General features: G+C 34.8%; 23 protein-coding genes, 1 rRNA gene and 1 other RNA gene. 14 read left to right on the top strand and 11 right to left on the bottom strand.

What is annotated here, in order from left to right; all coding sequences use genetic code 11:
• Together rrf and rpoN are read left to right on the top strand one after the other, a co-directional pair.
• Positions 1–84, top strand: a 5S ribosomal RNA gene (gene rrf / locus BA768_RS04605); the annotation flags it as partial.
• Between the two features lie 917 nt (positions 85–1,001).
• Positions 1,002–2,465 (top strand): RNA polymerase factor sigma-54, encoded by a 1,464-nt coding sequence (rpoN, locus tag BA768_RS04600; RefSeq protein ID WP_065719880.1) that lies wholly within the window; start codon positions 1,002–1,004, stop codon positions 2,463–2,465.
• A 55-nt stretch (positions 2,466–2,520) separates the two neighbouring features.
• Here rpoN and BA768_RS04595 read toward each other — a convergent pair whose 3' ends face one another.
• Together BA768_RS04595 and BA768_RS04590 are read right to left on the bottom strand one after the other, a co-directional pair.
• Positions 2,521–3,195 (bottom strand): beta-carotene 15,15'-monooxygenase, encoded by a 675-nt coding sequence (locus BA768_RS04595; RefSeq protein WP_065719879.1) that lies wholly within the window; start codon positions 3,193–3,195, stop codon positions 2,521–2,523.
• Positions 3,188–3,679, bottom strand: a complete 492-nt coding sequence (locus BA768_RS04590) for an RNA polymerase sigma factor (RefSeq protein ID WP_034674450.1) — start codon at positions 3,677–3,679, stop codon at positions 3,188–3,190. The genes BA768_RS04595 and BA768_RS04590 overlap by 8 nt, the downstream gene beginning before the upstream one ends.
• A gap of 179 nt (positions 3,680–3,858) precedes the next feature.
• Between BA768_RS04590 and rnpB the strand changes: the two genes are divergently transcribed.
• Positions 3,859–4,186, top strand: an RNA gene (gene rnpB, locus BA768_RS04585) — RNase P RNA component class A.
• Between the two features lie 85 nt (positions 4,187–4,271).
• Here rnpB and BA768_RS04580 read toward each other — a convergent pair.
• Both BA768_RS04580 and BA768_RS04575 read right to left on the bottom strand, forming a co-directional pair.
• Entirely contained in the window at positions 4,272–5,144 is an 873-nt protein-coding gene (locus BA768_RS04580) for a polyphosphate kinase 2 family protein (RefSeq protein WP_065719878.1), read from the bottom strand.
• Between the two features lie 153 nt (positions 5,145–5,297).
• Entirely contained in the window at positions 5,298–5,765 is a 468-nt protein-coding gene (locus BA768_RS04575; RefSeq protein WP_034674454.1) for a DUF1573 domain-containing protein, read from the bottom strand.
• Between the two features lie 128 nt (positions 5,766–5,893).
• On the opposite strand from BA768_RS04575, the gene BA768_RS04570 reads away from it, so the two are divergent.
• The 6 genes from BA768_RS04570 to BA768_RS04545 all read left to right on the top strand — a co-directional run bounded on the left by BA768_RS04570 (position 5,894) and on the right by BA768_RS04545 (position 12,483).
• Complete coding sequence (locus BA768_RS04570; protein WP_065719877.1) at positions 5,894–8,509, top strand: valine--tRNA ligase; 2,616 nt, start codon at positions 5,894–5,896, stop codon at positions 8,507–8,509.
• A gap of 84 nt (positions 8,510–8,593) precedes the next feature.
• On the top strand, positions 8,594–9,235 hold the full coding sequence (locus tag BA768_RS04565; protein WP_065719887.1) for a DUF4241 domain-containing protein: 642 nt from the start codon (positions 8,594–8,596) through the stop codon (positions 9,233–9,235).
• A gap of 53 nt (positions 9,236–9,288) precedes the next feature.
• On the top strand, positions 9,289–10,176 hold the full coding sequence (locus BA768_RS04560) for a ribokinase (protein WP_034674460.1): 888 nt from the start codon (positions 9,289–9,291) through the stop codon (positions 10,174–10,176).
• A 93-nt stretch (positions 10,177–10,269) separates the two neighbouring features.
• The gene (locus BA768_RS04555; RefSeq protein ID WP_065719876.1) at positions 10,270–11,112 is read left to right on the top strand and encodes an alpha/beta fold hydrolase; all 843 of its coding nucleotides are present in this window, start codon (positions 10,270–10,272) and stop codon (positions 11,110–11,112) included.
• Positions 11,113–11,209: 97 nt separating this feature from the next.
• The gene (locus BA768_RS04550) at positions 11,210–11,854 is read left to right on the top strand and encodes an HD domain-containing protein (protein WP_065719875.1); all 645 of its coding nucleotides are present in this window, start codon (positions 11,210–11,212) and stop codon (positions 11,852–11,854) included.
• A gap of 38 nt (positions 11,855–11,892) precedes the next feature.
• Positions 11,893–12,483: a hypothetical protein gene (locus BA768_RS04545; protein ID WP_083206585.1), complete on the top strand. Its 591-nt coding sequence runs from the start codon at positions 11,893–11,895 to the stop codon at positions 12,481–12,483.
• A gap of 1 nt (position 12,484) precedes the next feature.
• Here BA768_RS04545 and BA768_RS04540 read toward each other — a convergent pair whose 3' ends face one another.
• From BA768_RS04540 to BA768_RS04515, 6 genes are all read right to left on the bottom strand, one after another.
• Entirely contained in the window at positions 12,485–13,375 is an 891-nt protein-coding gene (locus tag BA768_RS04540; protein ID WP_065719874.1) for a DUF72 domain-containing protein, read from the bottom strand.
• 110 nt (positions 13,376–13,485) lie between these two features.
• Positions 13,486–13,686 carry a helix-turn-helix transcriptional regulator gene (locus BA768_RS04535; RefSeq protein WP_034674466.1) on the bottom strand — a complete coding sequence of 67 codons (201 nt, stop codon included), beginning with the start codon at positions 13,684–13,686 and terminating at the stop codon, positions 13,486–13,488.
• Entirely contained in the window at positions 13,683–14,138 is a 456-nt protein-coding gene (locus BA768_RS04530) for a hypothetical protein (protein ID WP_034674468.1), read from the bottom strand. The genes BA768_RS04535 and BA768_RS04530 overlap by 4 nt, the downstream gene beginning before the upstream one ends.
• A gap of 352 nt (positions 14,139–14,490) precedes the next feature.
• Positions 14,491–16,149 carry a ribonucleoside-diphosphate reductase subunit alpha gene (locus BA768_RS04525; protein ID WP_034674470.1) on the bottom strand — a complete coding sequence of 553 codons (1,659 nt, stop codon included), beginning with the start codon at positions 16,147–16,149 and terminating at the stop codon, positions 14,491–14,493.
• Between the two features lie 489 nt (positions 16,150–16,638).
• Positions 16,639–16,935 (bottom strand): hypothetical protein, encoded by a 297-nt coding sequence (locus tag BA768_RS04520; protein WP_065719873.1) that lies wholly within the window; start codon positions 16,933–16,935, stop codon positions 16,639–16,641.
• A gap of 270 nt (positions 16,936–17,205) precedes the next feature.
• Positions 17,206–18,180 carry a ribonucleotide-diphosphate reductase subunit beta gene (locus BA768_RS04515; RefSeq protein ID WP_034674474.1) on the bottom strand — a complete coding sequence of 325 codons (975 nt, stop codon included), beginning with the start codon at positions 18,178–18,180 and terminating at the stop codon, positions 17,206–17,208.
• Positions 18,181–18,598: 418 nt separating this feature from the next.
• Here BA768_RS04515 and BA768_RS04505 point away from each other — a divergent pair, with 418 nt between their 5' ends.
• The 5 genes from BA768_RS04505 to BA768_RS04485 all read left to right on the top strand — a co-directional run bounded on the left by BA768_RS04505 (position 18,599) and on the right by BA768_RS04485 (position 24,777).
• Positions 18,599–19,288: an ABC transporter ATP-binding protein gene (locus BA768_RS04505; protein WP_047479026.1), complete on the top strand. Its 690-nt coding sequence runs from the start codon at positions 18,599–18,601 to the stop codon at positions 19,286–19,288.
• A gap of 175 nt (positions 19,289–19,463) precedes the next feature.
• Positions 19,464–20,693, top strand: a complete 1,230-nt coding sequence (locus BA768_RS04500) for an ABC transporter permease (protein WP_065719871.1) — start codon at positions 19,464–19,466, stop codon at positions 20,691–20,693.
• Between the two features lie 117 nt (positions 20,694–20,810).
• A complete protein-coding gene (locus BA768_RS04495) occupies positions 20,811–22,079 on the top strand; it encodes an ABC transporter permease (RefSeq protein ID WP_034677133.1) in 1,269 nt (422 codons plus the stop codon).
• Positions 22,080–22,081: 2 nt separating this feature from the next.
• On the top strand, positions 22,082–23,509 hold the full coding sequence (locus BA768_RS04490; RefSeq protein WP_065719870.1) for a hypothetical protein: 1,428 nt from the start codon (positions 22,082–22,084) through the stop codon (positions 23,507–23,509).
• A 65-nt stretch (positions 23,510–23,574) separates the two neighbouring features.
• Positions 23,575–24,777, top strand: coding sequence for an efflux RND transporter periplasmic adaptor subunit (locus tag BA768_RS04485; protein WP_065719869.1), 1,203 nt, complete (start codon positions 23,575–23,577; stop codon positions 24,775–24,777).
• A 67-nt stretch (positions 24,778–24,844) separates the two neighbouring features.
• Here BA768_RS04485 and BA768_RS04480 read toward each other — a convergent pair whose 3' ends face one another.
• Positions 24,845–25,138, bottom strand: a complete 294-nt coding sequence (locus BA768_RS04480) for a hypothetical protein (protein WP_034674484.1) — start codon at positions 25,136–25,138, stop codon at positions 24,845–24,847.
• Positions 25,139–25,337 lie beyond the last annotated feature (199 nt).

Raw genomic sequence — 25,337 nt, 5'->3', positions numbered from 1 at the left:
CACCTGTTCCCATTCCGAACACAGAAGTTAAGCCCACCAGCGCCGATGGTACTGCGAAAGCGGGAGAGTAGGTCGCCGCCAGTTTTTTTACAAAAGTCTCATACATGTATTTGTATGAGACTTTTTTCGTTTATAACAGAATATTCAAAATTCCATATTCAAAATTCAAAATTCAAAATTCGAGATTTAAGATTTGGTATTCAACATTTAAGATCCAGTACTTAAAGCTCAATATTTAAAAACTCAATATCCAGTATTAAAAAATCTAAATCATCGATTTGATATTTAATATTTCAAATACAAATGAATAGGTTTCAATTTCAAACAAAATTTAGAGTTCTGTCTTTAGTTTAATAACATATGTCAAGCATAAAACGTGAATAAACAGACAAAAGTGATAAGATCCGTTGGTGAACACAGATTTAGATGAATACGGATCAATATAGAAGATTGTGCCGCTCCTAAGGAGCTTCATAAAATGGATATGAAACCTTTTCTACAAAATCTATAATGTCTATAAAGGTATCGCTCCTACGGAGCTCTCTAGACAAAACCCACTGAATATATAGCACGACTTAATAAAATCATAAACGTTTAAAACTACAAATAAATTAAAACGAACTGTAAGAGCAACATTGATGACAATAAAAACAAAAGAGCTAATAATTATTCATATTAATTTATTCCGCTCCGTAGGAGAGTAGAACCTTTTTATATAAAGTCCTGTTCGAATAGCCTAAATAAAAGCATTTACCATACAACAAGCATAGAAAATTAAGTATTGCTAATAAAAAAGTATCGAAGAAGTGAGGCGTAAATGCAAATAGAAAGAAATAGTTCCTAATAAAATAAAAAAGTGTAATAAACTCCTGTAAATAAAGCTGATACATAATTGTATCAGCTTTTCGAATTTATGAGTACAAAAATCATGCTAAATGTTTATATTTTCAAAAAAAAACATTAAATTCGTAGATATTATGTTAACAGACACGAAGTAGAATATGCTAAAACAACATTTACAACTTAAATTAGGTCAGAAACTTGCACCGCAGCAGATTCAACTGATGAAGCTGATACAGCTTCATACTTTGGAGTTTGAGGAAGAACTTGAAAGGGAACTTGAAGAAAACCCTGCATTAGAAATTGCTAAGGATGAATCTAAAGAAGATGAATATGCTTCTTTGGAAGATAATTATGAAAGTGAAGGTACAGAAAGTATCGAGACAGATTTTGATGTGAACGAATATCTGTATGATGATGAACCAAGCTATAAAACTGCATCAAGCAATTATTCCGCAGATGACGAAGATTTTGATAACGAAAGTCTTTTGACTGAAGGACAATCGCTTTTTGACTATCTGATGGAACAGATTAACCTTATCAATATCAATGAAGAGGATCTGAAAATAGCTGAATATATTATCGGTAATCTTGATACAGATGGTTATCTGAGAAGAGAAATTAAGTCCATAGTGGATGATCTTGCATTTTCTCAGGGGATTTACACTACAAAAGAAAAAGTAGAAGATATTCTTGAAAACTATGTGCAAAAGCTGGATCCGTCTGGCGTGGGAGCAAGAGGTTTGCAGGAATGCCTTTTATTGCAAATTGAAAAGAAAGTAAGCGCAGATAAAGCAGTTTCGTTGGCAGCAAATATTTTAAGACATCAGTTTGATGCTCTTACAAATAAGCACTACAACAAAATTATTCAGAAATATGATATTGAAGAGAAAGATCTGAAAGATGCCTTGGAAGAAATATCTAAATTGTCTCCAAAAGTAGGTGGAAATTTCGATACTCAAACGATTACCATTAATCAGGAGATTATTCCGGATTTTGTAATTCAGGTGAAAGACGGGCAGGTTATTCCTATGTTAAATAGCAAAAATGCTCCGACACTTAGAGTTTCTGAGGAATATAAAGATATTTTAACGACCTATTCACACGATAAAAACTCGTCTGAGCACAAGCAAGCGGCTTTATTTATTAAACAAAAGCTTGATGCTGCAAAATGGTATATTGATGCCATTAATCAGCGTCAGAATACTTTATTGCAGACAATTACTGCGATTGTGAAATTCCAGCATAATTATTTTATTACAGGTGATGAGAAGTCATTAAGACCAATGATCCTGAAAGATATTGCAGATATCACAGGTTTTGATATTTCTACAATTTCAAGGGTAGTAAAAAGTAAGTATGCGGATACTCCGAACGGAATTATTTATCTGAAAGATCTATTCTCCGACAGTCTTACGAATGATGATGGTGAGGAAGTTTCCACAAAAGAAATCAAAAATCACCTGCAGGAAGTAATTAGTAAGGAAAATAAAAGAAAGCCTTTAACAGATGATGCTTTAGTGGTTATTTTAAAAGAGCAAGGCTACAACATTGCCCGAAGAACAATTGCAAAATACCGTGAACAGCTCAATATTCCGGTTGCAAGACTGAGAAAAGAGCTTTAAAAATAAAAAGCATTTCAAATTTTGAAATGCTTTTTTTGTATTTTGATAAGTGAGTTTAATTTTCCTGAGATTCTATTTCTTTAAGCTGATTCAAATTCTTATCGAGCCTGCTCATAATAATTCCGTAAACAAGTCTGTAATAAATCCAGATCAAAGTAACGCACAAGATTGTACTTACAGATATTGCTATTATAAAACTCATCAGAGAAGAACGTGAAAGGTGTATCTGTTGAGAATTAAAAATATAAAATGCAAAAGCAGTCAGTGCTCCGATGACAATTAATAATAATCCAATATTGGTTAAGATGAAGGCATTGACCGTTTTTTTGAAAGTAATTATCCTGATGATAAACAATTTAAGATCTTCTTCGATTTTTATTTTACGATAATTCTGATAAAATTTAATAACAAAAAATCCCGTTACTAAAAGACTTAGAATTTTAATTACTAAATAAATGGTATCAAGGCTATTTTGAATAGTATCATTACGCTGTACACCCATTTTTTCAAGAATATTAAGCAGGCTGTCGAATTCATTGCTGTTTACGAGGTAAAATATTCCCATTAAACTGAAAAATAAAAACTCTGCCACGCTGATCCAGAAAATATATTTCATATAGTTGCGTGACTTTTTATTGAGCATTTTCAGAATCTCATTATCATCGTATTTCGGTTGAACAGGCTGCTCCTGCCAGGTTTTCTTAAAGCTGTCTAAATCAAATTCAGGCATGTTTTTCCATTTTTTCTTTAAGGATTTTCTTTAATCTGTTCATTTTCACACGTGCATTTACCTCAGTTATACCTAAATTTTCTGCAATATCTTTATAAGGAAGATCATCGAGATACATCATCACGATTGCCCTTTCTACATTGGGTAAAGTTTTGATTACGGTGTAAAGAAGTGAAATTTGCTGCTGTTTGTCATCATCATCTTCGATAAAATCTCTGTGATTGATGTCGAGCTCATTGGTTTGTAAACTTTTACTTTTTTTTCTGAAAAGAGTGATTGCTGTGTTCAGCGCAACACGGTACATCCAAGTAGAAATTTTTGAATTTCCTTTAAAAGAATCATAGCTTCTCCACAGCTGCAAAACAATTTCCTGAAAAAGATCTTCCTCATCTTCCAGTGAATTGGTATAAAGACGCGAAACCTTGATAATCAATCCCTGATTATCTTTCACAAGCTGCGCAAACTCTTTCTCTTTAGAAATCACAATAAATGTATAACGGCACGAAGATAATAATTATTAATCAATTGTGAATTTTACTTTGTAAGTCAATTGTGAATTTTATTTTGAAAATTTAGTTATAAAGTTTCAAAAATTGACAAGGAAACGAATTGACTATTCACAATTCACTTTTTATCTACGGCAATTTCCTATCTTTGCAGCCACGAGAAAATCGGCTTGTTGATTCTTATTTCGGTAAGGGTAGGAAAGTCCGGACACCATAGAGCAGCAAAGCGGATAACATCCGTCATCCGTGAGGATAGGACAAGTGCAACAGAAAGCAGGTACAGTTCGGCTGTAGTGAAACCAGGTAAACTCTTTGCGGTGCAATGATAAGTATATCGGTTCTTTTCAGCAATGAAAATAGGGGCGGCTCGTCCTGAAAACCGAGGGGTAATCAGCTCAAGTTTTGCAGCAATGTAAAACGCAGATAAATAACAGGCATCCCGAATTTTCGGGATACAAAATCCGGCTTATAGATTTTCTCGTGATTTTTTTAAGATAGAAGATAGAAGTTGGAAGAGGGAAGTTTTTAAACTGAATGATTTAAACCTCAATCTTCAAACTTCCATCCAAATTATTTCTCGCTTTCCAATTGCTTTTTAGCATCATCCAAATCTTTTCTATCTTCGTCTGAAAGCTCAGGAAATTTCAAATCCATTTTTTCTAAAGTATCAATAATGATCTGTATCGCAGAAAGTCTGGCAAACCATTTATTATCAGCCGGAATCACATACCAAGGAGCATGATCTTTAGAGGTTTCATTAATGGCAGTTTCGTAGCACTCCATATATTTCGGAAATAAAGCTCTTTCCGGAAGATCCGCAGCCGAAAACTTCCAATTTTTTTCCTGTTCATTGATACGGTCTAGCAATCTTTTCTTTTGCTCGTCTTTAGAAACATGTAAAAATATTTTTACGATTGTAGTTCCGTTTTGAGCCAGATGTTTTTCAAAATTTCGAATGCTTTCATATCTGTTTTCCCAGAATTTATCATCAAAATCCTTGACAGAATCCCATGTTTTTTCGCTTAAATTATATTCAGGGTGCACTTTGCAGACTAAAACACTTTCGTAATGAGAACGGTTGAAAATTCCGATCATTCCTTTTTGGGGAAGAGCCAAATAATGCCTCCACAGAAAATCGTGTGAATATTCTCTTGAACTTGGCGTTTTAAAACTTGTTACATTACAGCCTTGAGGATTTACTCCTCCGAAAACGTGTTCAATCAAACTGTCTTTTCCTGCTGCATCCATTGCCTGAAGTACCACTAAAAGTGATTTGCTTCCATCAGCATACAATTTTTCCTGTAATTCTCTAAGCTTTTCTTTTTCATTAATAAGTATTTGTACACCTTCTTCTTTGGTAAGTTTTCCTTTGTATTCTGTTGAAGATTTTTTGATTGAAAATTTTCCTTTTACCTGAAAGTCGTCTGAGAAATTATTATTCATGTTTTTAATTTATTTAAAGTTTAGAATTTAAATCAAAAATTAATGTTTAGCAGATTCCATCAACCAAAATCAATCAGCCATCAACTAAACCCAACATAAATGTAATAAAAAAACCGCCTCGATTGAGACGGTTTAGATATTTTAAGTAGAAATTTATTTTGCTGCTGCTACTTTTTTTGCAGCTTTAGCAGCTTTTTTCTCTTCTTTAGCTTTAGCTTTAAGCTCTGCCGGAGTTAATGGTTTTGGATCCGGAGCATTAGGAGTAACTTCTCCTTTGATGTAAATTACACTTCTGCTGTTTACAGGATCGTTAGAAAATACCTCGATCATTTTGTTGAAAGGAGAAACACTTGCAGTGTTATATCCAACTTTAATTTTAGCAGATTTACCAGGAGCAATCGGTGCAGTGCTGAATTCCGGTGTTGTACATCCGCAAGATGGCTTTACATTAGAAATAATAAGAGGCTTATCACCTGTATTCGTTACTGTAAAGAATCTTGTTCCGTCAGAATTTGGTTTAATCTGACCATATTCATAAGTAGTTTTATCAAATGTGATAGTTTGCGCAGATGCTAATGCAAATGTTCCGAATAATGCAATTCCTGCAAATAAATTTTTCATATTCTTGAATGTTAATATGTTTGTTAGATAAATTTTGAGAAACAAAGTTAAAAATTATTTTAATTAGTGCTTACATTTTTTTAGATTAAACTATTTTTGCAGATTATAAGTTAAAGAAACTAGAATTTATGCAGATTTCAGAAAAGTACAATCCACAGGAAACAGAACAAAAGTGGTACAATTACTGGTTGGAAAACAAATATTTCCATTCAGAGCCTAATGAAAAGCCGCCTTACACTGTTGTAATTCCTCCGCCAAACGTTACGGGGATTTTGCACATGGGGCATATGCTGAATAATACCATTCAGGATGTTCTGGTCCGTCGTGCAAGAATGCAGGGCTTTAATGCATGTTGGGTTCCGGGAACAGATCACGCTTCCATTGCTACGGAAGCTAAAGTTGTTGCTAAACTGAAGTCTGAAGGGGTCAATAAATCTGATATTACTCGCGAAGAATTCTTAAAACATGCTTGGGACTGGACTGACAAATATGGAGGAACAATTCTTGAGCAATTGAAAAAACTGGGCTGTTCTTGCGATTGGGACAGAACCCGTTTCACAATGGAACCTAAACTTTCTCAGCAGGTAATCAAATCTTTTGTTGATTTATACAATAAAGGGTTGATTTATCGAGGCTACAGAATGGTAAACTGGGATCCGGAAGCGAAAACCAATATTTCTGATGAAGAAGTAATTTTTAAAGAACAAAACGGAAAATTATATTTCCTAAAATATAAAATCGAAGGTTCGGAAGAATTCCTTTCGGTAGCTACAACACGTCCTGAAACGATTTTCGGAGATACTGCGGTTTGTATCAATCCTAATGATGAGCGATATGCTCATCTTAAAGGTAAAAAAGTAATCGTACCGATCGTAAACAGAGTAATTCCTATCATTGAAGACGAATATGTTGATATCGAATTCGGAACAGGTGCTTTGAAAATTACGCCGGCTCACGATATTAACGACTACGAAATCGGACAAAAACACAGTCTTCAAATGATTGATGCTTTGGATGATGACGGAAATCTTAATGAGCACGGTTTACATTACGCCGGTAAAAACAGGTTCGATGTAAGAAAACAAATCGGGAAAGAATTAGAAGAAAAAGATCTATTGCTGAAAGCAGAAGATTATGTAAATAAAGTGGGAACTTCAGAAAGAACGGGAGCAGTTATCGAACCTAAAGTTTCTGTTCAGTGGTTCTTAAAAATGTCTGAAATTGCAAAACCTGCCTTGGATGTTGTAATGGATGACGAAGTAAAATTCTATCCTGAAAAGTTTAAAAATACCTACAAACACTGGATGGAAAACATCCGCGACTGGAATATTTCCCGTCAATTGTGGTGGGGACAGCAAATTCCTGCGTATTACTACGGTGATGGAGAAAATGATTTCGTAGTTGCAGAAAGCATCGAAAAGGCGTTAGAACTTGCGAAACAAAAATCTCAAATTTCGAATCTGCAAATTTCAAATCTTCGTCAGGACGAAGACGCTCTTGATACATGGTTCTCATCATGGTTGTGGCCAATGTCGGTTTTCGACGGATTGCTTGATCCTGAAAATAAAGACATTAATTATTATTACCCGACTTCAGATTTGGTTACAGGTCCGGATATTATTTTCTTTTGGGTTGCGAGAATGATCATGGCAGGATTGGAATACAGAAAAGAAGTTCCTTTCAAAAATGTATATTTTACAGGAATTGTAAGAGATAAGCAGAGAAGAAAGATGTCAAAATCTTTAGGAAATTCACCAGATCCGATGGAGTTGATGGATAAATATGGAGCAGACGGAGTTCGTGTAGGAATTTTATTAAGTTCTGCAGCAGGAAACGATCTTCTTTTTGATGAAGATTTAATGCTTCAGGGAAGAAATTTCATGACGAAGATCTGGAGTGCTTTCCGGTTGATCAACATGTGGAATCATGAAGATAAGCCAGCGAATTCAACAGAAATTCAGGCAATTGAATGGTTTGAAAATAAATTAAACAAAACAATCATTGAAATTAACGATCAGTTTGAAAAATTCAGAATTTCTGATGCTTTACATTTAATTTATAAGCTGATTTGGGATGATTTCTGTGGTTGGTATTTAGAAGCAATTAAACCCAATTACGGAGAAGGAATTTCAAAAGAAGTTTACAACAAAACAGTTGCACTTTTTGAAGAATTAATGAAACTGGTTCATCCGTTTTTACCGTTCCAATCAGAAGAAATCTGGCAATTGATTTCAGACAGAAATATTGACGATGCATTAATTATCGCTCAGCAGAAAAAAGCGGAAGCATTTAATGAAGACATTATCAAAAACTTCGAAACAGCATCAGAAGTAATTTCGGGAGTTAGAAATTATCGTCAGACAAAAGGAATTTCTCCAAGAGAAGTAGCTGAAATTTACACAAACGCTTCAGAATTTGCGAACGAATCAGTGATTAAAAAACTAGCCAACGTTTCAGAAATTCATTTTGGAACAAAAACAGATAAGCCGAGCTTTACATTTTTGGTGGGTGCAACGGAAATTTCTATTCCTTTGAGTGAAAACTTAGATTTAGGAGAAGAAAAAATCAAAACAGAAGAAGAATTAAAATATTTAAAAGGATTTTTAATTTCTGTGGATAAAAAACTTTCAAACGAAAAGTTTGTTGCCAATGCAAAACCGGAAATCGTAGAAGTAGAGCGTAAAAAACAACAAGATGCTCTCGACAAAATTGCGATTTTGGAAGAGAAGCTAAAAACATTGTAGGATGTCGGAAGCAGGATGTTGGATGATTTTAAAGTCATCATAAAAACATCCAGCTTCCATCATCAAACACCCAGCAAAAAAATAATGACACACTTAGAAAATATAGAAAAACTTTTCTCTAAAGACTTTGTAGAAAGTCCGTTATTAGAAAGTTTTGAAGTCGGAAAAATATATCTTTCGACCGGAAAACTGGTTGCCTGTGATCCTTTAATCACCAATGATATGCAGCCTTTTTCTACTGAGTTTCCAAAAGGAGACTTTCAGGTTTTGCTTCATAAAGAAAGAGAAAGCAATTGTGTTGCTTATGCCGAAATTATTTTCAGCAATGCCAACATTTCTTCATGGAAAATGGCGACTACGAGCAATCAGAATATTAAAGAACTTTCTGATGGTGAAGTTTTCGGTTATCCCGTAGAAAGCGGGATGGGTTGTTTTATGGATCTGCAGACTCAGGAGCAGCTTAATCTTTTAGAACAAAAACTTTTCCAGAGAAAAGGAGACGATTTCATGGGGATATATGAAGAGTTTTTTCATGAGCATTTTTTTGATGAAAACGGAGCGATAGACCAGTTTGCATTTTTAAAACCTAATGAAGAAAATCCGGGAAATATTTTTGCTTTCGAGACTGGCTATGGAGAAGGTTTTTATGCAAGCTATATAGGATTTGACGATAAAAATAATCCGGTAAAAATAATTACAGAATTTATTGAGATATTGGTCAGTTAAAATTGCTTACATTTAGTAGGTCATATTTATTGGCAAGTTTAACGAAATAAGTTATGAATTTTTCTTCAGAACATCCAAAAATTGTAGTTGTAGGCAGTTGTTCATTAGATTTGGTATTGTATACCGAAAAAATTCCAACATGCAATGAAACAGTGGTTGCAAGGCTCTCGGAAAATCATTTTGGAGGAAAAGGTGCCAATCAGGCAGTGGGTACGGCGAGATTGGGAGCAAGTGTTTACTTTGTCGGTTGTGTCGGGGTCGATCCTTTAGGGCAGCAAATCATGCGCAATCTTGTGAATGAAAACGTAAATGTAGGTTTTGTTTATGAAACCGATCAGGAATCTACAGGAATTGCCTATGTCACCAATTGTGGCAGAGATTTTTCGATTGTAGTAGATCCCGCTGCCAATAAAAATGTTTCCATAAAACAAATTAGTGATGCTGAAAAATATATTTATTCATCCGATCTTGTTCTGGTTCAGTTAGAAATTCCGATAGAAGTAATAGAATACACAATAAAGAAAGCAAAAGATCTGGGTAAATTAGTAGGTCTTTACGCATCACCGGGAACAAAATTGAGTGATGAAATTCTTGATCAGGTAGATTTTATTGTGGCTAAAACCAATGAATTGTCTATAATTTTCGGAGAAGATCAGAGAGAAGATATCCTTAAAAAGTATTTCAACAAGTTATTTGTAAGAGACGAAACCAATTCGACTATTTATTTCGACGGAACCGAAATGAAATACTTCCGTAACGAAAATGAAAGCATGGTGTATAAAATGGGAATGGGAGATGCTTTTACCTCGGGTTTTGCCGTGGCTTTGTGTCATAAAAATACCCTTGAAGACTGCGTGAAATTCGGAAATCTTGTTTCTTCAAAAGTTTCTTTGGGGAAAGGTGCGCAGTCGGCTCTTCCTTATCTTAAAGATTTGATCTAAACGATATTTAATGCATATTGAAAAGTCTTCAATAATAAAGATTTATAAAAGTAAAATTTCCACATTTGATGTGGATTTTTTTATTTCTTGTTCATGGAAAAACTGATACTGATCACTCAAGACCAAATTCATCTCACTGCACATCTTTTTAAACCAGAAAACGATAACGGCAAAATCATTGTGATCAATTCCGCAACCGGAGTGAAACAGCAGGTTTACTTTTCTTTTGCCCAGTTTTTTGCCGAAAAAGGATTTACAGTTATTACGTACGACTATCGTGGAATTGGACTCTCAAAACCTCAGAAAATGAGAAATTTTAAAGCTTCCATGCGAATGTGGGGAAGTGAAGATTTCAGAACGATTACCGAATTTGTTGCGAATAATTTCCCAGATTACCAGAAGTTTTGTTTAGGACACTCTGTCGGCGCTTTAATCGTAGGAATGAATGAAAGATCAGAAATATTTGAGAGATTTGTTTTCGTCGCCACTCAAAATGCATTCATCGGAAACCTGAAATGGAACACAAAAATGGAAGCTTTTTTCGGTTTTGGATTGGCACAGCCGTTTTTCACAGAGCTATTTGGTTATTTTCCAGCACATTGGTTCGGGTTGGGAGAAAGTCTTCCAAAAAATTGCGCTTATGACTGGAGAACCTTAATTTTGAACAAGAAATCCACCGGAAAATTATTGCTTAAAACAAATGATTATTCTAAAAAATTAAATCAAAAAGTATTGGTTTTATATGCTGAAGATGATGTTTGGTTAACTGAAAAAGGGGTGAAAAGTCTTCTCAGTGATGTTTATTCTGATCTTAAACCGACTTACAGACTTTTGAAGACTTCTGAATCGGAAAAAAGTGAAATTGGGCACGTCAATTTTTTCAGAAGTTATAATAAAAAGCTTTGGAATATTGTTTTAGATAACATCAAAGGTTAAGCAGTAAAAATTCCCCTCCTTTGGAGGAGTGGATAAATTTTCAAGGAAAATTTAGACGGGGTGGTTTAAGCATAATCTACATTAAAATTTAATTCAAATGAGCAACGTTATAGAAAACACAATTCAATTCGTAAAGGAAAAACTTGAAGGAGCAGAAGCAGGACACGATTGGTTTCACATCGAAAGAGTCTGGAAACTTTCCAGAAAAATTGCTCAGACTGAAGAATGTAATCTGGAAGTTGTAGAACTTGCTGCTTTATTGCATGATATTGCCGATCCTAAATTTCATAATGGGGACGAAACTTTAGCCTTAAAAATCTCGAGAGAGTTTTTAGAAAGTCAGAATGTTGAAGAAAAGATTATTCAGCAGGTTTTGTTCGTGATTCAGAATATTTCATTTAAAAACAGGGGAGAAGCTCCCAAAGATTTACCAATCGAATTAAAAATCGTTCAGGATGCAGACAGAATTGATGCCATTGGAGCGATTGGAATTGGCAGAACATTCAATTTCGGAGGTTTTAAAAATAACCTTATGTATCATCCCGATATTCAGCCAAAACTGAATATGTCGAAGGAAGAATACAAAAAATCGAACGGAACAACCATTAATCATTTCTACGAAAAATTATTACTTCTGAAAGATTTGATGAACACTCATGAAGGCAAAAAAATAGCCGAAGAAAGACACCAATTTATGCAGACTTTCCTCGACCAGTTTTTGAAAGAATGGAATGTGGACTAAGATTCTGATGAGCTGTTTTAAATAAGTATCTTTGCGATATGGGATTTATCATTTTTGTTATTTTTCTGTCATTGGTTTTATCGCTGCTTTTTTCAAAACTGAAAAGGGGCAGATTGGGTCAGTTGGCTAAACTGTTCCGTATTGCAAGTGTTGTTTTTGCAGTTTCTATTTTTACCTATTGGTTTATCAAAAAATCTGTTGTTCGGATTGTAAACAATTCTTTGTCTCTGCAGGTGATCAATAAACTTCCACAACCGCTGGATTTTTATGTAATCAATGTAAATAATCTGGATGAAAATACACCTTTAGAAACCAAACACATCGGAAAAATCCGTCCCGAATACTACAGAATTGAATATTTGAAGATGAATAAATCTGATGAATACTGGATCGCAGGATTTTTAGGCAAAAAAAATCTTGTTTATTTTTCGCAGCATTCAGTTCCGAATAAAAATATGGATCAGATGATTGAAGTGCAGAATTACATCAACCAAAGCGAAAAACTATCGGCTATTGCTAAAAAAGAGATTGATGAAGACAATTATCAAAATATGCTGATGGGAATCTGGGTAACGCTTTGTTTTCTTTTACTATTTCTCAATTTCGTTTTGCTGGTCAGAAGAAAATAATTTAAAACAAACTCGGCATTTTATCTTGTCCCATTACCGGAATATGAATATCGGTTTTCCATTCTTTATTTAAATTCTCAATAAAATAGGCGGACAAAAGAGGTGATGCTTTTTCAATATTCTGATGAACAAAGAAATAGAGATTCTGTAAACCTTCTTTTTTCCATGTTGTAAGATGTTGCAGCCAGTCGTTTAGCCTTTCATAATCACTTTCTGCATTGGCTCCTACGTATCGGATGAATGCATTTGGTGTAGTCAACCGCATATGAAGCATATCTCTTCTTCCGGCGGTATCGACGATGATATTGGTAATATTGTTTTCTTCAAAAAGAGTACAGGTTTTGTCTAAAATTTCCTCATCTGTAAACCATTCTGTATTTCTTAACTCAATTGCTAACGGAACTTCTTTAGGCCATTTGTTAACGAATTGTTCCAGCCTTTCGTAATCTTTTGGCTTGAAATTATCATGAAGCTGAAGAAAAACCATTCCCAGTTTTTCATCGAAATTTAGAACTGCCGTTGCAAACTGAGTCACAACATCATCAATATTCAAAAGTCTTCTGAAATGTGAAACGGTATTGGTGATTTTAGGGAAAAATTTAAAATCTGCAGGTGTTTTTTCCTTCCAGGTTTGCACCTGCTCCGGTGTTGGCATTCCGTAGAAAGTTGCGTTTAATTCGATGGAATTGAATTGAGTTGCGTAATAGGTTAATTCATCCTTTGTTCCTTTCGGATAAAAACCTTTCAGATCGGTTTTGTTCCATTTTGCACAACCAATGGAGATGTTTTCAAGTCCTTTTTTATTTTGCTTTAAAATCTCTTCCGTTCTTGGATGGTCTTTTGGTAACTTAAAATCTATTTTTGAAGGGTCTTCTACTTGTCCGAATTTCATTAGGATTAGGTTTTAGCAATTATTAAACTACACTAACAAATATAAAACAAAAACCACAGAATTTCTATGGTTTATGTGTTAATCTGTTTTAAAATTACATTTGATTATTGCTAATCTTCCGGTTCTAGTTCAAAAATATCCTCCACCTTTTTACTGAAATATTTAGCAATTTTTAAGGCTAAGACCGTTGAAGGAACGTATTTTCCTGCTTCCATAGCATTGATCGTTTGTCTTGAAACTCCAATTTTTTTTGCTAGATCTTCCTGAGTAATATTTTTTAAAGCTCTTTCGATTTTAATGGTATTTTTCATTTTTTAAGCAATAAATAATTAAATCTGAAAACATACAATACCAATGGTAAAAACATAATCAGGATCATTACAGTGAAGAAAAGTGTTCCGAAGATGGTTAAAAATAAAATCAAAACAATGGAATAGGTGACAATAAGGCTCCAGAAAACAGATTTTAATCTTAAACTTGAAATATATTCATCCTCAATTTTTTCTTTGGAACAACCGATTAAAATTCCGCCGATAATGATTAAAATTCCAAAGAGATTTGGAAATAAATCTATTTCTGCATTTTTAAATAATCCTGGCTCTTCACTGCTGAAAGGTAGTCCTGAATTATAAAAAACAGGCAACGAAACTTCCGGAAAATTGATCAAGTTTGAAAGTGATAATAATCCCATAGCTAATGATGGAATAAAAATTAACCAGCCTATTCTTTTATAGCGGTGTGGGAAAAGTTGTAATGTATTCATGTCTATAATTTTTAATTATTCAAATGTAAAAAATATTTTACATATTGTAAAGCTTATTTTACTTTTTTATTTATGAATCATAAATCACTACAAAAAGTTTTCTAATAACCGTTATTTTCATCCCTGGATTTTTAACCACGATGAGCACTAAAGATTTCACAAGGAACACAATCGTTGTGAGCTTCGTGAACCACCATTGTGTACATTGTGTTAAAAAATAATCATGATGACAGCAAACAGCATTTATGGTTGAAAGTTTTTAAAACAAAAAAACCGCAGAAAAAATTTCCACGGTTTATTATATTCACAGCCAAAGAACTTGGCGCTTTTTACTTTTTACTTGGCTCTTATATTAAGCTTCACAAGCTGAACAAGTCACAAAATTCACCATCATTTCTTTAGAAACAGACGAACTTCTTTGATAGTATAGTGTTTTTACCCCTTTTTTCCAGGCTTCGATGTAAAGATAATTTACATCTTTTACAGGCATCGTTGAAGGAATCTGCAGGTTCAGAGACTGCGCCTGATCAATGTATTGCTGTCTTTGTGCAGCCTGAGAAATGATCTCCATCGGAGAAATTTCTTTGAAGGTTTTAAATACTGCTTTCTCGTCTTCAGTCAACTCATTGATGTGTTGTACCGAACCGTGATTCAGCATGATGGTTCTCCATGTTTCTTCGTTGTCAAGACCTTTTTCTTCTAATAATTTAGCAAGATATTTATTCTTACGCATGAAGTTTCCTTTTGCCAAACCAGCTTTATAGTAATTCGAAGCAAACGGCTCAATTCCTGGAGAAGTCTGGCCCAAAATTGCCGAACTGGAAGTTGTAGGGGCAATTGCCATTGTTGTTGTATTACGGATTCCGTAACCTTTTAATAAGTCTGGTTCTCCATAGATATTTGCCAATTCTCTTGTCGCGATATCAGCTTGTTCTTTAATTCTTCTGAAAGCTCTTGCATTGAACTGAGTCGCCTCAAAACTTTCAAACGGAATCATGTTTTTTTGAAGATAAGAATGGTAACCTAAAACTCCCAAACCAAGGGCTCTGTGACGCATTGCGAAGTTTCTAGCTCCCTGAAGGTAGTAATTTCCTTCTGTTTTCTCGATAAATTCAGATAAAACGGCGTCAAGGAAGTAGATAGCTAATTTTACAGCATCGGTATCTTTCCATTCATCGTACAATTCTAAGTTCATTGAAGAAAGACAGCAGATGAAAGACTCTTCTCTGGTAGACGGAAGCATGATTTCCGAGCAAAGATTACTTGCATTTACCGTTAAACCAAGATCTTTATAAACCTGTGGTTTGTTTCTGTTAACGTTGTCGGTAAAGAAAATATATGGTAAACCTTTTTGCTGACGGCTTTCCAAAACTCTCGCCCAGATTTTACGCTTATCCATATCGCCATCAATCATATCCTGCATCCAGTAATCAGGAACACAAATACCGGTAAACAGGTTTTGAATCGGGCTTCCGATGTCTTTGATTGATAAAAATTCTTCAATATCTCCGTGGTCAATATCCAGATATGCTGCGAAAGCACCTCTTCTTACACCACCCTGAGAAACCACATCCATTGCAGTGTCGAAAAGCTTCATGAAAGAAACAGCTCCCGAAGATTTTCCGTTGTCGGTAACGGCAGTTCCTCTGTTACGAAGTTCACCGAAATACCCTGAAGTTCCGCCTCCGATTTTCGTCTGCATAATGACTTCACCCATTTTGTGGGTAATTCCTTCGATGCTGTCCGGAATATGAACGTTGAAACAAGAGATTGGAAGACCTCTCTGTGTTCCCATATTGGCCCAGACCGGAGAAGAAAAACTGATCCAGCCTTTGGTAATCATTTCTTTGAAAGCAGGTTGTAGTTCAGGTTTGTATAGTCTTTTTGCTGCGGCAGTGGTAATTCTGTCAATCGCACCGTCTACGGTTTCTCCTTTCAGAAGGTAACCTCTGTTCAACATTTGCTCAGATTCTTCGTTGAGCCACCAGATATTTGTATTTTGTTCTTCCATGTTCTTTTATATTGTAAAATGTACGTTTGTACATTGATTTTTATTTTTTTAGGAGCTTCACGTTTGTGCTTCTCCTGAATGTTCTACCTGCTTTCGCTACTCGCTTTTTTCTCTTGCAAAGAAAAAGAGCTCAGACAGACCGCTCAATCAGAGCTAAGACAACGATTTGTTTTCTTTACACTTTGTCAAAGTTGAAAATCTTTGACAAAGTTTTTTAATTATTTCTTCAGAATCACACTTGTCAACTCAGGTAATAAATCAAGCAGCCTTTTAAATTTTGGCTAAAGCCAAATGTATTTTATCTTTTTGAAAACGGGCTAAAGCCTGTTTCTATGATATTTTCCAGTTTGTCATTGGCTACGCCGAATTTTCGATTTCCGAGGAACGAGGAATCTCTATTTTGTTTGTGAGATGCTTCGACTCCGCTCAGCATGACATCTCTAATACTATCTGTTTTGACGCTCGCTTCGCTCGCGCCCCTTATTCTATTTATTTAACTCCAACAGACTGTAAAATTTCTATTTTGTGAGAATCATTTAATCCGCTTTCGTCTCTTAATTTCTGAAATTCTTTGAAAGACGGAATATTTAATACCGTATTCTGTACTTCTTCGTTTTCATAATTTGAAAAATGAACAAACGTAACACCGTCTTCTTTTACAAAAACTTTATACTCAAATTTTGTGTGGTCTAAAGCTTTGAAGTCATTCAAAAACTGCTGAATATTGCTTTTGTTTTCATAAACAAATTCAGGTTTTACGGTATAAGTTACGATGACGTTGATCATGTTTTTATCTTTTTTTGTTACTGCGAGGAATAAATATATCTCTTAATAATCTTAACTTCTTAATTCCATCTTAATGTTTTAAAATTTAACCATTAAGGTCAATTAAGTTTTTAATAATATGAAGGTTGAGATTGCTTCACTTCGTTCGCAATGACAGATCTCTAATACTAACTGTTTCGGCGCTCGCTTCGCTCGCGCCCCGACTTGAACGGAGAGAAATGTATTTCAAAAATTTAGAAAATTTTTCCAGCCTTTCAGAGAAGGAGAATTTTAAAACAAATCATTCGCCGTTATACTCTTATCGTGCTTCGTATAATCTACAGGTCTTTTTGCAAAGAAATCATCCATAGAATTGGCAAAAACTTCCTCTTCAAACCACATTAATGGACGGTATTGTTCAGGAGAGATGTTGTATCTCGGAGCCATGTTGATCTTCTTTAAACTGTCATCAACACGATATTTCATAAAGTTGATTAAATCTTCTTTTGAGAATTTATCAAGCTCTCCCAATTCAAAGATCCAACTTAAGATTTCGCCTTCCAATTCAACAGACTGGTCTACCAAAGTATAAATATCTTCGATGTCAGAATCAGTAAGAAGATCGGGTTGTTCTTCACGAATTTTGTTAATCAAATAGATTCCTCCGTTGGCGTGAATCTGCTCATCAACTGAAGTCCAAGCGATAATATTTGAAACATTTTTCATATATCCTTTAAATCTCGTGAACGAAAGGATGATGGCAAACTGAGAGAACAAAGACACGTTTTCAATCAAAATACTGAACAGTAAAAGAGAAGATACATACTCTTTTGGCGTTGCAGAATTGGCGTGTTTCAAAACATTTGATAAGAATTCGATTCTTTTTTTAAGAGCAGGAACTTCTACAACATGCGTAAATTCTTCATTATAGCCCAAAACTTCCAGCAAACGAGAGTAAGCTTCTGAATGACGGAACTCACATTCTGCAAAAGTAGCTCCCAGACCGTTCAGTTCAGGCTTTGGAAGGTGGTTGTAAAGATTTCCCCAAAAAGATTTTACAGAAACTTCGATCTGAGCAATCGCTAAAAGTGCATTTTTTACTGCGTTTTTTTCGTGTGGCTCAAGCTGAGAATGAAAATCCTGAACATCGGCGGTGAAATCTACTTCCGAATGTACCCAGAACGATTTGTTGATGGCTTCTACAAACTGCAGAACTTCAGGATACTCAAATGGCTTATAACTTACTCTTTTATCGAAAATTCCCATATTAAATTGTATTGTCTTACTGTTTTACTTAAAAATAGATTCTGCAATGTGCTCAGAAAAAGATAAGTATTTGATTTTTTGAATGTTATTCAATTTTACAATCAAGCTTACTTCCTGTATCAAACTATCTACAAAGTTAGAAAACCAAGCCCTATTTTGAAAGAGGAAAACACTAAAAGGCTGACTTTTAACCTTAAAAGTTTTCCACATTTACATGAAACTCCCTTTGCCATTGGATTAGAGGAACTTAAGCTTGAGAAACAAATCCCAGACAAAGATAACAGTTAAACACATAATTTTATTTATTTGATAATCATTATTTTAAATATTAAACATGAAGAATTTTAAAGATTTTTTTATTCTTGTAACAAATTGTGTTTTATAACTACTTATAATGCATAAAAACATCCAAAGCTTAATGTTAGTAATTCAGGATTTACATAAATCATACGATACAGGAAAGAGTAAACTGCACGTTCTCAAGGGTATTAATCTTAATATTTCCGAAGGTGAATTTGTCTCTATTATGGGAAGTTCAGGTTCCGGAAAATCTACTTTGCTGAACATCATCGGAATTCTGGATGAGAAAGATTCCGGAGTATATGAGCTTGATGGTATTCCGATTGAGCATCTTAATGAAGTAAAAGCCGCAGAATACCGTTCAAAATTTTTAGGATTTGTATTTCAGTCTTTCAACCTTATTGGTTACAAAACGGCTTTGGAAAATGTTGCGCTCCCATTGTATTACCAAAATGTATCGAGAAAAGAAAGAAACCAAAAGGCTTTAGAATATCTCGAAAAAGTTGGCTTGGCGCAATGGGCAAACCACTTACCGAACGAGCTTTCAGGAGGACAAAAACAGAGAGTTGCCATCGCAAGAGCTTTGATTACCAATCCGAAAGTGGTTTTGGCAGACGAACCGACAGGAGCATTAGACTCAAAAACAACACATGATATTATGAAGCTTCTTCAGGACATCAACAACGAAGGGAAAACCATCATCGTTGTAACCCACGAACCGGATGTTGCGGCACAGACGAAAAGAAATGTTATTCTCCGAGACGGAATTATTGAAAGTGATGAGTTTATTAAGCAGCATGTCTTGTAAAAGATTCAAGTAAAAAGGCAAAAGAACCAAGTTAAAACTAAGTGGAAAATTTATTTTTTTTAATCACAAAAATTGTATTTCAATACTAAAATAAAATAAGGTAATCTGATATGATTGAGAAAGGGAGAGTTTACCTGGCTCTTTTATCTTTTTACCTGGCTCTTAAATTTAAAATATGTTTGACCTAGATCGTTGGCAGGAAATATTCAGTTCGATTCGCAGTAATGTATTGCGAACGGTACTTTCGGGCTTTACCGTGGCATTGGGACTCTTTATTTTTATTGTTCTTTTCGGAATTGGGAAAGGTTTGCAGAATGCCTTTACCGAAGGTTTTGCAAGAGATGCCCAAAACCTGATTTCCATATTTACCGGGAAAACGACCATTGCTTACAATGGTTTGCAATCTGACCGTACCGTTACGATGAATAATGAAGATTATGATTTTCTGGTGAATACCGATAAAGAAAAAGTTGGGTACGCTTCACCAAGATATACCGCCAATCTTCTTGTAAAATATGGGAAAGAAAGCGGAAATTATCAGATCAACGGTGCCAATATGGAAGAGAAGTATATCGAGAACCGAAAAATGCTTCAGGGAAGATATTTGTCTCCAATAGATCTTGAGAGAAAGCAGCATGTTGCAATTATCGGAAGAATGGTGCAACGTGACCTGATAAAAAACGGAAATCCTGTAGGAAAAGATTTAGATATTAACGGAACCATGTTTAAAGTGGTCGGAGTTTTTTCTGATGATGGAGGAGATTGGGACGAAAGACATATTACCATTCCGATCACTACTTTACAGCAGATGAAAAAGGGTTCAGATACTGTAAGTACGGTTTATATAGCATACGATGATAAGCTGACACCGGATCAGGCCATAAAATATGGAGATCAGCTGAAAGAAAAACTAAAATCACGTAAAAATGTTTCTCCGGATGATGAAAACGGAGTCCGTGTCTGGAACAATGCCCAGAATATGAGCGATACTTTTGTATTTATGGCGGTGCTTACAGGGATTGTCGGTTTTATTGGTCTGGGAACTCTAATTGCCGGAATCATCGGAATCAGCAACATCATGGTGTATATTGTGAAAGAAAGAACAAAAGAAATCGGAGTGCGAAAAGCGATTGGTGCAAAGCCAAGAAGTATTGTTGCGCTTATTGTTCAGGAAAGTGTTGTGATTACGGTAGTTTCAGGATTTGTAGGAGTAGGTTTGGGTATTGTGACGTTGAAGTTGATAGGAAACAATCTTGAAGAATTTTTCATTAAAAACCCAAGTGTAGGTTCAGGTGAAATCATCATGGCATTTTTTGCGCTTGTTTTCGCAGGATTTATTGCAGGTTTTGTTCCTGCATACAGAGCTTCGAAAATTAAACCTATTGAAGCACTGAGAACGGAATAGGAAAAAGTGAATGGTGAATCGTCAATTTTGCTTCGCAAATGAATTTTTTAAAACTTGAATTCACAATTGACTCGAAGAAATTGACAATTGACATTGAAAATAATTGACATTTTAAAGATGAACATTTTATTTAATAAAGATACATGGCAGGAGATTTATTATTCATTGAAGAATAATAAGCTTCGTACTTTTCTCACCATGATCGGCGTGGGTTGGGGAATGTTCTTGTACGTTGTGCTTTTGGGTGCTGCAAAAGGAATGGAAAATGGTTTTGATAAGCTTTTTTCTGGTTTTGCAACAAATTCTATATTTCTTTGGGCACAAAATACTTCTATTCCGTATGAAGGATTTCCGAAAGGAAGAGAAATGAATCTGAAACTTCAGGATATAGAAATGCTGCAGCGAAAAGTAAACGACATCGATTATATTTCTCCCAAAAATTCGAGAGGAAATTTCGGTAAAGCCGGAGAACAAATGTCGAGAAACGGTAAAACAGCAACTTATACGCTGAACGGAGATTATCCGATAGGAAATAAAATTTCAGAAAAAAAACTGATTTTCGGAAGATATTTGAATGATGCGGATGTTTCACAAAATAAAAATGTGGCGGTCATTGGTGAAGAGGTTTACAAAAACTTTTTTAATGCTAAAAAGAACGAAAACCCGATCGGTAAATCAATCAATATTAAAGGGATTTTCTTCAATGTGATCGGCGTTTTCAGAGTGAAAAAGGGTGGTGGTATGGATAATGACCAGACTGTTTTTATCCCGCTTTCCACTTTTACTAAAATATTTAATGACGGAGACAACGTCGATGTTTTTGCGATTGTAAGCAAACCGAATGCAGATGTAAATTCGGTTGAAGATAAAGTAAAAAACGAGCTGAAAAAGAAAAATAAGGTTTCGCCGGAAGATACCAATGCTTTTGGAAGTTTTAACCTTGGAAAAGAATTTAAAAAACTGACCGGATTTCTAAGCGGAATGCAGCTTTTGACCATCATCGTAGGAACTTTGACGATTCTTGCGGGAGTAATTGCCATTTCGAATATCCTTTTGATTACTGTAAAAGAAAGAACCAAGGAAATAGGGATCAGAAGAGCTTTGGGAGCAAAACCAAGCGAAGTGAGAAACCAGATTTTGCTTGAAAGTGTAGTGATTACACTAAGTTCCGGAATTCTGGGTTTTATTTTTGGCATTATGATCCTCATGCTGATGAACATGATGACGCAGAATCAGGACGAATTTCCTTTTTATAATCCGACGGTAAATTACGGAAATGTATTCGGAGCAATGTCAGTAATGGTTATTTTGGGATTAATTATCGGAATGATTCCGGCTCAGAGAGCGGTGAAGATCAGACCAATTGAAGCTTTAAGAACTGAGTAAGGATGATGAAAAGATTCTCTTTATTTCTGATTATTTTATGCTTTGGTATGGCTAAAGCACAGCAGAACGATTTTTTTGTGTTTAAAGAAAGCGAAGTTTACAGTCTGTTCAATTTCATGGAAACGGCTTCCAAAAAGCAGGGAACTTCATCAAATTACAGACAATATATTGAATCAAAATTATCAGGAGATCAAGAATTTCAGAAGCTTGCCAATGATTTTAAATCGATTGATTTTAATGAAGGAATCGTAAGACAGGATTATCCGAAAGGAAGAAATTACAGAAAAAGTTATCTTACATTATTAGTGGCGCAGTCTTTAAAGTCTAAAGATTTGAAAGATTTTAACGAAAGGATAACCGGAATACTTCCTGTAAATGAGCAGGTAAAAATGCTGGATATCCTTAAAAATGCACAGCCATACTTCAGGAAATATGTCTGGAATGATGGCGAATTGAAAATAAAAAACCAGATCTCCGATCTTAAAAAATACAGAGAGATGAGCTCTCAACTGTTTATAAAGTTTAATAAATTTTATAAATCTTCATGGGATCAGCAGATTCCGTTTTATGTAACGCTGTATCCAATTCCGGGAAAAAGCGGAAGTACAGTTTCTACACCTCATGCGAATGCTTTGTGTATAGGAACGCTTACGGATGCCAAAGATACGGAAGGAACTTTGAGTGTTACGATGCACGAAATGTGTCATATTCTGTATCATGAGCAAAGTCGCAACGTTCAGTTTGAGCAGGAGAAATATTTTAATGAAAACCCGTCTAAATATTCAAAGCTAGCCTATTCTTATTTTAACGAAGCGATGGCAACGGCTTTAGGAAACGGATATGCATGGAAGATGTTGAAAAAAGGAGTTTTGGATCAGGGTGAATGGTATAATAATACGACCATTGATCTTTTTGCAAAAGCAATTTATCCGATGACGGAAAAATATCTGGAAAGCAATAGGTCTATCGATAAAGAATTTATAAATCATGCTGTGAAAGTATTTGGAGAAACCTTTCCGGATGCTATTTATGAATATGATCAGAATTTTAATACCATTAATATTTTCACGGATGATATCGATGGCAATTATATTTTCGATAATTTCTTTGATTATTTTAATGCCAATAATGTCGGAGTAAGCAGCCCGATGAAAAATATTTCGCAGAGCCCGAAGCTTTTGGAAGACAGTTCATCTTTTATCATCATTTTAGATAAACAGCAGAAAGAATATCTGGAAGAATTGAAAACCGTTTTTCCTGAGATTAAAAATATTAAATATGACCAGTCGGTGCAGAACATCAGTTTTCTCGATTCAAAAGGAAGGATGATTGTATTGCTTTTCATATCTAAAAAAGAAGATCTGAAAGCCGCAATGGAAAAGCTTTCAAAACACAAGAAAATAGACAAAAATAAACTCATTCAATATTAAAATAAACGATACATATGAAATCCTACAAGATTACATATGGAAATTAAAAAAATAAAAATTTACATATGAAAAAGAAATTCACCCTGAAAAAAGCCATTTATATCCTTTTAGGGATCGTATTTGCGGTTGCTCTGATTTCAGGAATCGGATATGTGATTAAATCTAATTCTAAACAAAATGAAGCGTTCCTGACCAGAAAACCGACCATTCAGAATATGGAAGATAAGGTGATGGCAACAGGAAAAATTGTTCCCAAAGAAGAAATCGAAATTAAGCCCAATATTGCAGGTATTATCGATAAAATTTTGGTCGATGAAGGTGATAAAGTAGAGGCAGGGCAACTGATTGCCACTGTGAGAATCGTTCCTAATATCGCTGAAGTAAACAATGCACAGCAGAATGTTCAGAACGCACAGCTTCAAATTAATAATGCAAAAGCCAATGTTTCGAATATGCAGACCCAGTTTGCGATGTCTGAAAAATTATTCAAGCAGGGTGTGATTTCAAAACAGGAATATCTTACGGCTCAACAGCAATTGTACACCCAACAACAAACTTTGAAAAACGCAAATCAACAGTTGGTAACTGCCCAAAAATCATTGCAGATTGCTAAAACAGGTGCGATTCCTGAGTTACAAGGTTTAGCAACTACTCAAATCCGTTCAAAAGCATCAGGAACCGTTCTTGAAGTTCCGGTAAAAGTAGGAAGTCAGGTAATTGAAGCCAACTCATTCAATGCAGGAACAACGATTTGTTCAATCGCAGATTTAAGTTCATTGATTTTCCAGGGTGAAATTGATGAAGCACAAGCCGGAAAACTGAAGCAGGGAATGGACATGAACATTGTGATCGGTGCTTTGCAGAACAAATCTTTCCCGGGTAAACTGACGATGATCGCACCCAAAGGAAAAGACACCAACGGAACAATAAAATTCCCGGTTGAAGGTGATGTAAACAATCCAAATAACGAATACATCAGAGCCGGATTTTCGGCAAACGGAGAAATCGTAATGAGTTCTCAGAAAAATGCTTTGCTTTTGGATGAATCTCTGATTCAGTATGAAAAGAAAAATGGTAAAGACGTTCCTTTTGTTGAGGTAAAACAAAAAGATGGCAAGTTTAAAAAAGTAAATATTAAATTAGGCGCAAGTGACGGAATCAACGTACAGATTTTGCCGGGTTCAGGAATTGATAAAAACTCTGAAGTGAAAGTCTGGAACCCTTCTGACAAAGACAAAGAAGAACTAAAAGAAAAAGCGAAGAAATAACTTCGTCTCATAATAATTAAAAAGTCCCGACATGTCGGGACTTTTTGTTTTATGTTATAGATTTAAATTAGCTCAAAAACTTTATTTCTTTATCTTTAAAATTGTTTTTTGCAACGATTTTATTCATAGTAACCAACATTCTTTTGCGAAGCTTAGCTAGTTTTCTAATGTTTTTATCTTCGCTGTAATCAAAAATACTGTCTTTGAAGCTGAAGGTGTCTCCGTCTTTGAATTCGATTTTGTTTTTCTTCAGTTCTCCGAACAGCATAAGGTTGGTCATGCTCTCAAGGATATAATGTTCAGAGTTTTCTAAAGATTTTAAAGTGTTAAGCAATTGTTTTTTATATTTTTTCTTTCCCATAATTCAGACAATTTTTCTTTTAAGATAATGCAAATATAAATTTTTCATAAATAGTGTGTTTTAGACTGTTCAAAATTTATTCCGATTTTGAATTTTTCAGTATTTAAAAATATCCGATCATCAAGGAAAAATATATAAATACGCATTAAAACATGAGATGATCAATCAATTATAAATTAATAAGCTGATTGATAATAAA

It is taken from the genome of Chryseobacterium sp. CBo1, from assembly GCF_001693475.1.
Taxonomy (GTDB): Bacteria; Bacteroidota; Bacteroidia; order Flavobacteriales; family Weeksellaceae; genus Chryseobacterium; species Chryseobacterium formosense.
The sequence above is the reverse complement of the archived record's forward strand: the minus strand, read 5'-3'. Positions and strand labels throughout refer to the sequence as shown.

Bases quoted from the DNA above. Each gene is read 5' to 3' on its own strand.
- BA768_RS04540 (WP_065719874.1), bottom strand. From the start codon at position 13,375: ATGAAATTCGGACAAGTAGAAGACCCTTCAAAAATAGATTTTAAGTTA.
- BA768_RS04565 (WP_065719887.1), top strand. From the start codon at position 8,594: ATGACACACTTAGAAAATATAGAAAAACTTTTCTCTAAAGACTTTGTA.
- BA768_RS04580 (WP_065719878.1), bottom strand. From the start codon at position 5,144: ATGAATAATAATTTCTCAGACGACTTTCAGGTAAAAGGAAAATTTTCA.
- BA768_RS04520 (WP_065719873.1), bottom strand. From the start codon at position 16,935: ATGATCAACGTCATCGTAACTTATACCGTAAAACCTGAATTTGTTTAT.
- BA768_RS04595 (WP_065719879.1), bottom strand. From the start codon at position 3,195: ATGCCTGAATTTGATTTAGACAGCTTTAAGAAAACCTGGCAGGAGCAG.
- BA768_RS04505 (WP_047479026.1), top strand. From the start codon at position 18,599: ATGTTAGTAATTCAGGATTTACATAAATCATACGATACAGGAAAGAGT.
- BA768_RS04555 (WP_065719876.1), top strand. From the start codon at position 10,270: ATGGAAAAACTGATACTGATCACTCAAGACCAAATTCATCTCACTGCA.
- BA768_RS04550 (WP_065719875.1), top strand. From the start codon at position 11,210: ATGAGCAACGTTATAGAAAACACAATTCAATTCGTAAAGGAAAAACTT.
- rpoN (WP_065719880.1), top strand. From the start codon at position 1,002: ATGCTAAAACAACATTTACAACTTAAATTAGGTCAGAAACTTGCACCG.
- BA768_RS04530 (WP_034674468.1), bottom strand. From the start codon at position 14,138: ATGAATACATTACAACTTTTCCCACACCGCTATAAAAGAATAGGCTGG.
- BA768_RS04490 (WP_065719870.1), top strand. From the start codon at position 22,082: ATGATGAAAAGATTCTCTTTATTTCTGATTATTTTATGCTTTGGTATG.
- BA768_RS04480 (WP_034674484.1), bottom strand. From the start codon at position 25,138: ATGGGAAAGAAAAAATATAAAAAACAATTGCTTAACACTTTAAAATCT.
- BA768_RS04515 (WP_034674474.1), bottom strand. From the start codon at position 18,180: ATGGGAATTTTCGATAAAAGAGTAAGTTATAAGCCATTTGAGTATCCT.
- BA768_RS04535 (WP_034674466.1), bottom strand. From the start codon at position 13,686: ATGAAAAATACCATTAAAATCGAAAGAGCTTTAAAAAATATTACTCAG.
- BA768_RS04500 (WP_065719871.1), top strand. From the start codon at position 19,464: ATGTTTGACCTAGATCGTTGGCAGGAAATATTCAGTTCGATTCGCAGT.
- BA768_RS04575 (WP_034674454.1), bottom strand. From the start codon at position 5,765: ATGAAAAATTTATTTGCAGGAATTGCATTATTCGGAACATTTGCATTA.
- BA768_RS04545 (WP_083206585.1), top strand. From the start codon at position 11,893: ATGGGATTTATCATTTTTGTTATTTTTCTGTCATTGGTTTTATCGCTG.
- BA768_RS04495 (WP_034677133.1), top strand. From the start codon at position 20,811: ATGAACATTTTATTTAATAAAGATACATGGCAGGAGATTTATTATTCA.
- BA768_RS04525 (WP_034674470.1), bottom strand. From the start codon at position 16,149: ATGGAAGAACAAAATACAAATATCTGGTGGCTCAACGAAGAATCTGAG.
- BA768_RS04560 (WP_034674460.1), top strand. From the start codon at position 9,289: ATGAATTTTTCTTCAGAACATCCAAAAATTGTAGTTGTAGGCAGTTGT.
- BA768_RS04485 (WP_065719869.1), top strand. From the start codon at position 23,575: ATGAAAAAGAAATTCACCCTGAAAAAAGCCATTTATATCCTTTTAGGG.
- BA768_RS04570 (WP_065719877.1), top strand. From the start codon at position 5,894: ATGCAGATTTCAGAAAAGTACAATCCACAGGAAACAGAACAAAAGTGG.